This window comes from Streptococcus sp. 10824, assembly GCF_013276595.1.
Lineage (GTDB): Bacteria > Bacillota > Bacilli > Lactobacillales > Streptococcaceae > Streptococcus > Streptococcus pseudopneumoniae.
Genome location: NZ_VMLH01000078.1, coordinates 1 through 7,798, shown reverse-complemented (window position 1 = coordinate 7,798; position 7,798 = coordinate 1). Strand labels below are relative to the sequence as shown.

Genomic DNA, 7,798 nt, shown 5'->3' with positions numbered 1-7,798 from the left:
AGGTTGTGGATAGAACTGACGAAGTCAGTAACCATATCTACGGCAAGACGACGTTGACGCGGTTTGAAGAGATTTTCGAAGAGTATTAAATAGAGGCTTCCTCCATCTTCTCACGTCCTAGTTGTCGGTAACTACGGTCGCCGACAACTTCTACGCTAAACTGGCCGTCCTCATATTCAAGAATCGTCACGCTACCATTATCGAGACCATGCGGATGCATACCATTGATCAGATAAACAATGGTTCCAATGGTCATTCCGTGGCTGACGACAAGGGCATTGCCCCCACCTTGTTCTTCCATTTCTTTGGCAATCGCTTCAAAACCTTCCTTAATTCGGCCACTGAGTTTTTCCCATCCTTCAGCCCAACCAGCTGTATCGACCTCTACCAAGCCCTCAGCCAGTTCCGCATAAGATAATTGGTGAACGTGGTCCACATTAAAGATACGAGGAATAATGCCCATGAAAAGATCGCCATCGTAGGCTCCATCAAAGCTACCAAAACACCATTCTCTGATACGCTTGTCCATGCGATAAGGGATTTTCCCTTGCAGTCCAAGCTCCTCAAGTATAATTCCCATAGTCTGAATGGTGCGACCAGAATCACTGGAATAAGCGCGCTCAAACTGTAGACCAGATTCTCGCAAACCGATTCCTAATTCTTGAATCCCTCGTTCACCTTCAGCTGTTAAGGGAGTATCGCTCCAACCTTGCGCTCGACCAATCGTGTTAAACATAGTCTTGCCATGACGTACCAAATACAATCGTACTTTTACCATTTTCCGTCCTCCGTTTGCTTCTATTATAACATGGATGATAAAACAAAAGCCACCCATACAGGCGACTTTTGCAGGAGATTATTATGAAAAAGTTTAGGAGTTCTATTAAATAAAGATATTAGATGAAAATCAAATTCAAACTAAATCAGTGTTATCTGTTTCATATAATATTAGGAGGTCTTTATTTAATGATTATAGTATACACATCTAACCTTAAATAGAACTTAAAAAATTATACCCATTCACCTTTTTCATTTACTTTATAGCCGTTAATGGTCATATTTTTTGCCAATTTCCCATCAGCTAACAAGTAATACCACTTATCTCCGTCTTTAATCCATTGATTACGAGCGTACTTACCATCTTGGTTCAGATAATACCAACTATCATACTGAGAATCAAATACCCACTCACTCTTAGCCATGTAACCGCCACGTTTTAGGTAGTATTCTCCCTGCCAAGCTTTCTCCACATAACTACCAGTTGAATCTACATAAAACCAGCTCTTATAGTCTTCATCATAAATCCATTCACTTGCAGCCATTGAAGCATCTGATTTTAGATAATAACGGCCTACCCAACTGTTTCTTACAAGATTGCCAGAAAGGTCATTATAGTACCATTTGCCAGACTCTTTAAACCACTTACTTGCTTGATGATTTTTCTTAGTCTCTCCATTAGAGGTAATAATAGCTTGAGATGAAGTTGAAACTGAGGATGAAGTTCCAGTAGAAACTGCTTGAATAGCCTCTTCTTTTGTCACCTTAGGCTTAGCTTTTCCTTGGTAAACATCTTCGATACGCTTAGTAAAGACAGATAACTCTTCAGGGGATAACATGTGTCTTACAGTCTCTTCCTTATATACAAGACCTGCTTCTTTCCTGATTTTGTGTATCCCCTCTTCAACTATATCATCAATCTTACTAAACATAGAAACTTTATCTGCTTTTGAAAGTGTATCATCATTACTAATGGCTGTCTTCTCCATGAAAGCAACAGCATTAATTTCTCTGATATTTTTTTCCGTAGGAATTAAACTAGGACTCGATTTATCAACATTTTTATAAAAAGTTGATAAATTTTGAACATAATCTTTTAATGTTAAATTAGTATTATTTTCTGGATCGTAATCACCAAAATAATTACGGTCCCGAGGTATCGACCAGCCTGTTAATGGTCCGTAAAACATTTTTAAATCGCTAATTATTTTTTCCTTTTCTTCAGATGAGTATAAGTTACTATCTTTTTCTACTTGCTGAAGTAGTAAGTCATATTTTTTTATTCTAGCTATATCAAAAACATATCCTAAAAAGTTAGGCACATCACTTTTTATTCTATTGACAATTTCTTCGAATTCAAACGAATAATAGTAACCATTTTTTGAAAATCTATTTATATTTTCCTCTGTAACCTCAGCTAATCTTTTAACTACGACAGTCTTGAGTTTTAAGACATCATCATCTTTAAATTGTACAGTATTCCAATCAATGCCATCAATTTCTTCCAATAATTTTTTCTTCACTTGTTCAGAATAATTTCTAGCTACATTCTCTAAATCTGCTTGTGTTTTATATAGACTTTCATTTCTTGAATTCGTATCATTTTCCTGCGCAAAAACTACTTGACTGGCAAAAGTTCGGACTAGTAAAGTCGACAGTCCTAAAGCTACTAAAGCATGTTTCATTTCTTTTTTCATCAATTTCTCCTATTTTCTTAATTTTTAAAACTATGAATTGGTGCTGGGATTTGTCCTCCACGAGAGATGAAATCAACAGACGAAGCCCCATTAACCTTCATAACAGGTGCAGTACCTAATAGGCCACCAAATTCAATCATATCGCCTTCTTTTCCTTTTGGAATGATACGAACAGCTGTTGTTTTCATGTTAATGACACCAATTGCAGCTTCATCTGCAATCATAGCCGCAATGGTTTCAGCAGGTGTATCTTCTGGGATGGCAATCATATCCAAACCAACAGAACAGATAGCTGTCATAGCTTCTAGTTTTTCCAAATTAAGAGAGCCATTTTGCACTGCAGCAATCATTCCTTCATCCTCAGAAACGGGGATAAAGGCACCAGACAAACCACCGACTTGGTTGCAGGCCATCACTCCGCCCTTCTTAACTTGGTCATTCAAGAGAGCCAAGGCAGCCGTCGTTCCGTGCGTACCAACTGTCTCTAGTCCCATTTCCTCAAGGACACGTGCTACAGAATCTCCAACCGCAGGAGTTGGGGCCAAACTCAAGTCCACAATACCAAACTCCACACCCAGTCTCTCACTAGCCATCTGACCAACCAATTGACCGATACGAGTGATTTTAAAGGCAGTTTTCTTAACTGTTTCGGCTACTACATCAAAGCTCTGTCCACGAACTTTTTCCAAGGCACGCTTGACCACGCCAGGACCGGAAACGCCGACATTGATGATAACATCTGCTTCCCCAACACCATGGAAGGCACCAGCCATAAATGGATTGTCCTCAACAGCATTAGCGAACACAACCAACTTGGCCGCTCCCATATCTGATAGATTAGCCGTTTCCTTGATAACTCGTCCCATATCCGCCACAGCCGTCATATTGATACCAGACTTGGTTGAGCCGATATTGACTGACGAGCAGACCTTGTCCGTTTCAGCCAAAGCACGAGGAATAGAATCGATGAGAATCTCATCCCCCTTTTGATAACCTTTTTGTACCAAGGCAGAGAAACCACCAATAAAATCCACACCGATTTCTTTCGCAGCCTTATCAAGCGCTTTTGCCAGAACCACGTAGTCCGTCGCATCTGTCGCTGCCCCTATCAGAGAAATAGGAGTCACCGATACACGCTTATTTACGATAGGAATTCCCAACTCAGCTGCAATTTCATCCCCAACAGCCACTAAATTAGCTGCCTTGGTCGTAATCTTTTGATAAATTTTCTCCGCAGCACGATTGATATCTGGATCAATACAGTCCAAAAGGGAAATCCCCATGGTAATGGTTCTGATATCGAAATTTTGCTCCTCAATCATGGCGATAGTTTCAGTAACTTGTCTAATATCCATGTGCACCTCCTAGATATTATACATAGCTTCGAAAATCGCTGCACTCTGAATATTGATTTTCACATTCAAAGTTTGCCCAAAAGCTTCAAATTCATTACGAAGATAGGTAAAATCTTGCTTTTCATCGCTAGAGACGACAGCCATCATCGTGAAATATTCATCCAAGACAGTTTGAGAGATATCATCAATATTCAAACCCAATTCTGCAATTTTACCAGAAACACCTGCCACAATTCCAGATTTATCTTTACCAACAACAGTTATAATGGCTTTCATAAGTAAACTCCAATTCTTCTTTTAATAGGAAACCTGAACATTCAGCAGATTTCTTCTTAAATAGTATAGCATAATTCCAACTTAAATACTCAAAAACGCCTGCTTACGAAGTTGTTCTTAAGAAAAAAACAATTTCGTAAACAAGCGTCTACTATCCCAACTTATGATGAGTGTTCCCGCTAGGACCGAAATCCTAGCGGTAGACCAGAGCTAGACTAAGAGCACAAGACTCCATCATCATAACACTCAACAAAATTGATGATTTTATACTAATTCGATGATCGCCATTGGCGCTGCATCACCACGACGTGGTTCAGTTTTAAGGATACGAGTGTATCCACCGTTACGTTCAGCATAACGAGGTGCGATTTCTGAGAACAATTTTTGAAGTGCTGTAGTAGAAGTGTACTTGTCAGTTGCTTCATCATAGTTTTCAGATGCGATTTCATTACGTACGAAAGCAGCTGCTTGACGACGTGCATGCAAATCACCACGTTTACCTAGAGTAATCATTTTTTCAACAGTTTTACGGATTTCTTTAGCACGAGCTTCAGTTGTCACGATTGATTCGTTGATCAAAAGGTCAGTTGTCAAATCGCGAAGCATTGCTTTACGTTGTGAGCTAGTGCGTCCTAGTTTACGGTAAGCCATGTATTCCTCCTTTATTTATCTTTTAATCCAAGACCCAAATCAATGAGTTTGAGTTTCACTTCTTCCAAACTCTTGCGTCCAAGATTTCGTACTTTCATCATCTCTGCTTCAGATTTTTCTGTCAAATCATGCACAGTATTGATACCGGCACGTTTCAAACAGTTGTATGAACGCACAGACAAGTCCAGTTCCTCAATCGTACGATCCAAAATACGGTCGTCAGATTCAGTATCAGCTTCTTTCATCACTTCAGTTGACTTAGCAATCTCAGTAAGATTTGTAAACAAATCAAGATGTTCTGTCAAAATACGTGCTGAAAGCCCTAAAGCATCTTCCGGAATAATTGTTCCATTTGTCAAGATTTCAAGGGTTAGTTTGTCAAATCCATCATTGCTACCTACACGAGCAGGTTCCACTTGATAGTTGACTTTTGTAACTGGTGTATAAATAGAATCTACAGCAAGTGTTCCAACTGGTGCATTATCTTTTTTATTTTCATCAGCAGGTACATATCCACGACCACTGTTAACAGTCATAGTCGCTTTTAGAGAAGAACCTTCACCGATTGTAAAGAGATAATGATCTGGATTTACAATTTCAATATCGCTATCTGTCAAAATGTCACCAGCTGTTACTTCAGCAGGGCCTTCAACATCTAGTTCGATGATTTTTTCGTCTTCAACGTACGATTTCACTGCAATTCCTTTAATGTTCAGAATGATTTGCATCACGTCTTCACGAACACCTGGAACTGTGTCAAACTCATGTAACACACCATCAATATTGATAGATGTCACAGCTGCTCCTGGTAGAGAAGCTAGAAGTACACGACGAAGAGAGTTACCAAGAGTTGTACCGTAGCCACGTTCAAGTGGTTCGATTACAAACTTGCCATAATCTTTATTTTCATCAATTTTTGTTATATTTGGTTTTTCAAACTCGATCATTTAGTTACTCCCTCTTAAACGAAAAGCAGTGTAATGCGATGATTATACACGGCGACGTTTTGGAGGACGAGCACCATTGTGTGGCACTGGAGTCACATCACGAATTGCTGTTACTTCAAGACCAGCGGCAGCAAGCGCACGAATAGCTGACTCACGACCAGAACCTGGACCTTTTACAGTAACTTCAACTGATTTAAGACCGTGTTCTTGTGCAGATTTAGCAGCAGCTTCAGAAGCCATTTGAGCAGCGAATGGTGTAGATTTACGAGAACCTTTGAAACCAAGAGCACCAGCTGATGACCAAGCAATTGCATTACCATGCACATCAGTAATCATAACAATAGTGTTATTAAATGTAGCGTGAATATGAGCAATACCAGATTCGATATTCTTTTTCACACGACGTTTACGTGTTGGTTTAGCCAAGACTTTTACCTCCTATATTATTTTTTCTTACCAGCAATCGCAACAGCTTTACCTTTACGAGTGCGAGCGTTGTTTTTAGTGTTTTGTCCACGGACAGGAAGTCCACGACGGTGACGGATACCACGGTATGAACCGATTTCCATCAAACGTTTGATGTTCAAGTTTACTTCACGACGAAGGTCACCTTCAACTTTGATTGCATCCACTTCACGACGGATAGCATCTTCTTGATCTGATGTAAGATCACGTACACGAACATCTTCTGAGATTCCAGCAGCAGCCAAAATTTTCTTAGATGTTGCAAGTCCGATACCATAAACATAAGTCAATGAGATTACTACGCGTTTGTCATTTGGAATGTCAACTCCAGCAATACGAGCCATGTTTTCTCCTTTCTATCTTATCCTTGACGTTGTTTGTGTTTTGGATTTGCTGGGCAAATTACCATAACACGACCATTACGACGAATAACTTTACAGTATTCGCAAATTGGTTTGACCGATGGTCTTACTTTCATTTCTTATCCCTCCAAGTTTTTCGATTATTTAAAGCGGTAAGTGATACGTCCACGTGTCAAGTCATATGGACTCATTTCGACAGTAACACGATCTCCCGCTAAAATACGAATATAGTTTTTACGAATTTTACCAGAAACTGTTGCTAAAATCTGATGTCCATTTTCAAGTTCAACCGTAAACATTGCATTCGGCATTGTATCAACTACTTTGCCTTCAACTTCAATCACATCGTCTTTTGCCACGCAAAAGCACCTCCATAAATTTCGATTCGATGCCTCTAGACACAGAGACAACAATTATAAGTCAGACTATCTCAGTATAACATTTGTAGCGGATTTTTGCAAGTGTGAAAAACGCTTTATTTCAAATTTGTCAATACTTTTTCGATATCTGAGAAGACATCATTGATATCTTGATTACCTTCGATGTCATGAACCAAACCTTTGGCACGGTAGTGAGCAATGATTGGTTCCCCTTGAGCAATATTCACATCCAAACGACGTTTGACTGTCTCAGGCTTATCATCTTCACGTTGGTAGTAATCTTCTTCTTTATAGTCAACTGGTGGGTTAAAGACCTTGTGGAAAGTTTCTCCAGTTACGCGGTGGATGATACGGCCACTCAAACGTTCCAAGAGGCTGTCTGGATTCACTTCGATGTTGATAACACCTTCCAGTTCGATGCCAAGTTCAGCCAATGTTTTGTCCAAGGCATGAGCTTGTTCGATTGTACGTGGGTAACCATCCAATAAGAATCCTGTTTCTTTAATATCATCTTGTGAAAGACGTTCTTTTACGATTCCATTTGTAACTTCATCAGGAACCAATTCACCCTTGTCAATGTATGACTTAGCAAGAACACCCATTTCAGTTTGATTTGCTATTGCAGCGCGGAACATATCACCTGTTGAGATATGTGCAACATGGAATTGTTCTACGATTTTTGCTGCTTGAGTTCCCTTACCTGCACCAGGTAAGCCCATAATCAAAAGATTCATGATCTGATCTCCTTATTTTATTTTTAAATAGAAGCAAAAAGTCTTTTCACCCCTATTTAAAAACAAAATAGAAGAGGGGAGACCAAACTCTCACTAATGTTAGAGTTAAACCTCCACTCCCTCAGCATTTACTGCTTCATACTCAATGAAAATC

At 39.5% G+C, this 7,798-nt stretch carries 11 protein-coding genes; all 11 read right to left on the bottom strand.

What is annotated here, in order from left to right; translation table 11 throughout:
- Window positions 1-85: 85 nt before the first annotated feature.
- The gene (locus HT701_RS07500) at window positions 86-778 is read right to left on the bottom strand and encodes a histidine phosphatase family protein (protein WP_119919659.1); all 693 of its coding nucleotides are present in this window, start codon (window positions 776-778) and stop codon (window positions 86-88) included.
- Between the two features lie 232 nt (window positions 779-1,010).
- Window positions 1,011-2,474 carry an N-acetylmuramoyl-L-alanine amidase family protein gene (locus tag HT701_RS07495; protein ID WP_119919658.1) on the bottom strand — a complete coding sequence of 488 codons (1,464 nt, stop codon included), beginning with the start codon at window positions 2,472-2,474 and terminating at the stop codon, window positions 1,011-1,013.
- A gap of 17 nt (window positions 2,475-2,491) precedes the next feature.
- The gene (locus tag HT701_RS07490; RefSeq protein WP_119919657.1) at window positions 2,492-3,829 is read right to left on the bottom strand and encodes a PFL family protein; all 1,338 of its coding nucleotides are present in this window, start codon (window positions 3,827-3,829) and stop codon (window positions 2,492-2,494) included.
- Between the two features lie 9 nt (window positions 3,830-3,838).
- The gene (locus tag HT701_RS07485) at window positions 3,839-4,105 is read right to left on the bottom strand and encodes an ACT domain-containing protein (protein ID WP_000644124.1); all 267 of its coding nucleotides are present in this window, start codon (window positions 4,103-4,105) and stop codon (window positions 3,839-3,841) included.
- A 264-nt stretch (window positions 4,106-4,369) separates the two neighbouring features.
- The gene (gene rplQ, locus HT701_RS07480; RefSeq protein ID WP_000331493.1) at window positions 4,370-4,756 is read right to left on the bottom strand and encodes a 50S ribosomal protein L17; all 387 of its coding nucleotides are present in this window, start codon (window positions 4,754-4,756) and stop codon (window positions 4,370-4,372) included.
- A gap of 11 nt (window positions 4,757-4,767) precedes the next feature.
- Window positions 4,768-5,703, bottom strand: coding sequence for a DNA-directed RNA polymerase subunit alpha (locus HT701_RS07475; protein WP_000568988.1), 936 nt, complete (start codon window positions 5,701-5,703; stop codon window positions 4,768-4,770).
- Window positions 5,704-5,745: 42 nt separating this feature from the next.
- Window positions 5,746-6,129: a 30S ribosomal protein S11 gene (gene rpsK, locus HT701_RS07470; RefSeq protein WP_001118385.1), complete on the bottom strand. Its 384-nt coding sequence runs from the start codon at window positions 6,127-6,129 to the stop codon at window positions 5,746-5,748.
- 17 nt (window positions 6,130-6,146) lie between these two features.
- On the bottom strand, window positions 6,147-6,512 hold the full coding sequence (gene rpsM, locus HT701_RS07465) for a 30S ribosomal protein S13 (RefSeq protein WP_000090781.1): 366 nt from the start codon (window positions 6,510-6,512) through the stop codon (window positions 6,147-6,149).
- A 17-nt stretch (window positions 6,513-6,529) separates the two neighbouring features.
- Window positions 6,530-6,646, bottom strand: a complete 117-nt coding sequence (gene rpmJ / locus HT701_RS07460; RefSeq protein WP_001808836.1) for a 50S ribosomal protein L36 — start codon at window positions 6,644-6,646, stop codon at window positions 6,530-6,532.
- Between the two features lie 24 nt (window positions 6,647-6,670).
- Window positions 6,671-6,889 carry a translation initiation factor IF-1 gene (gene infA / locus HT701_RS07455; protein ID WP_001029883.1) on the bottom strand — a complete coding sequence of 73 codons (219 nt, stop codon included), beginning with the start codon at window positions 6,887-6,889 and terminating at the stop codon, window positions 6,671-6,673.
- A 116-nt stretch (window positions 6,890-7,005) separates the two neighbouring features.
- On the bottom strand, window positions 7,006-7,644 hold the full coding sequence (locus HT701_RS07450) for an adenylate kinase (protein WP_023932501.1): 639 nt from the start codon (window positions 7,642-7,644) through the stop codon (window positions 7,006-7,008).
- Window positions 7,645-7,798: the final 154 nt, after the last annotated feature.

Bases quoted from the DNA above. Each gene is read 5' to 3' on its own strand.
- HT701_RS07450 (WP_023932501.1), bottom strand. From the start codon at position 7,644: ATGAATCTTTTGATTATGGGCTTACCTGGTGCAGGTAAGGGAACTCAA.
- HT701_RS07485 (WP_000644124.1), bottom strand. From the start codon at position 4,105: ATGAAAGCCATTATAACTGTTGTTGGTAAAGATAAATCTGGAATTGTG.
- HT701_RS07500 (WP_119919659.1), bottom strand. From the start codon at position 778: ATGGTAAAAGTACGATTGTATTTGGTACGTCATGGCAAGACTATGTTT.
- rpmJ (WP_001808836.1), bottom strand. From the start codon at position 6,646: ATGAAAGTAAGACCATCGGTCAAACCAATTTGCGAATACTGTAAAGTT.
- HT701_RS07475 (WP_000568988.1), bottom strand. From the start codon at position 5,703: ATGATCGAGTTTGAAAAACCAAATATAACAAAAATTGATGAAAATAAA.
- rplQ (WP_000331493.1), bottom strand. From the start codon at position 4,756: ATGGCTTACCGTAAACTAGGACGCACTAGCTCACAACGTAAAGCAATG.
- rpsM (WP_000090781.1), bottom strand. From the start codon at position 6,512: ATGGCTCGTATTGCTGGAGTTGACATTCCAAATGACAAACGCGTAGTA.
- HT701_RS07490 (WP_119919657.1), bottom strand. From the start codon at position 3,829: ATGGATATTAGACAAGTTACTGAAACTATCGCCATGATTGAGGAGCAA.
- HT701_RS07495 (WP_119919658.1), bottom strand. From the start codon at position 2,474: ATGAAAAAAGAAATGAAACATGCTTTAGTAGCTTTAGGACTGTCGACT.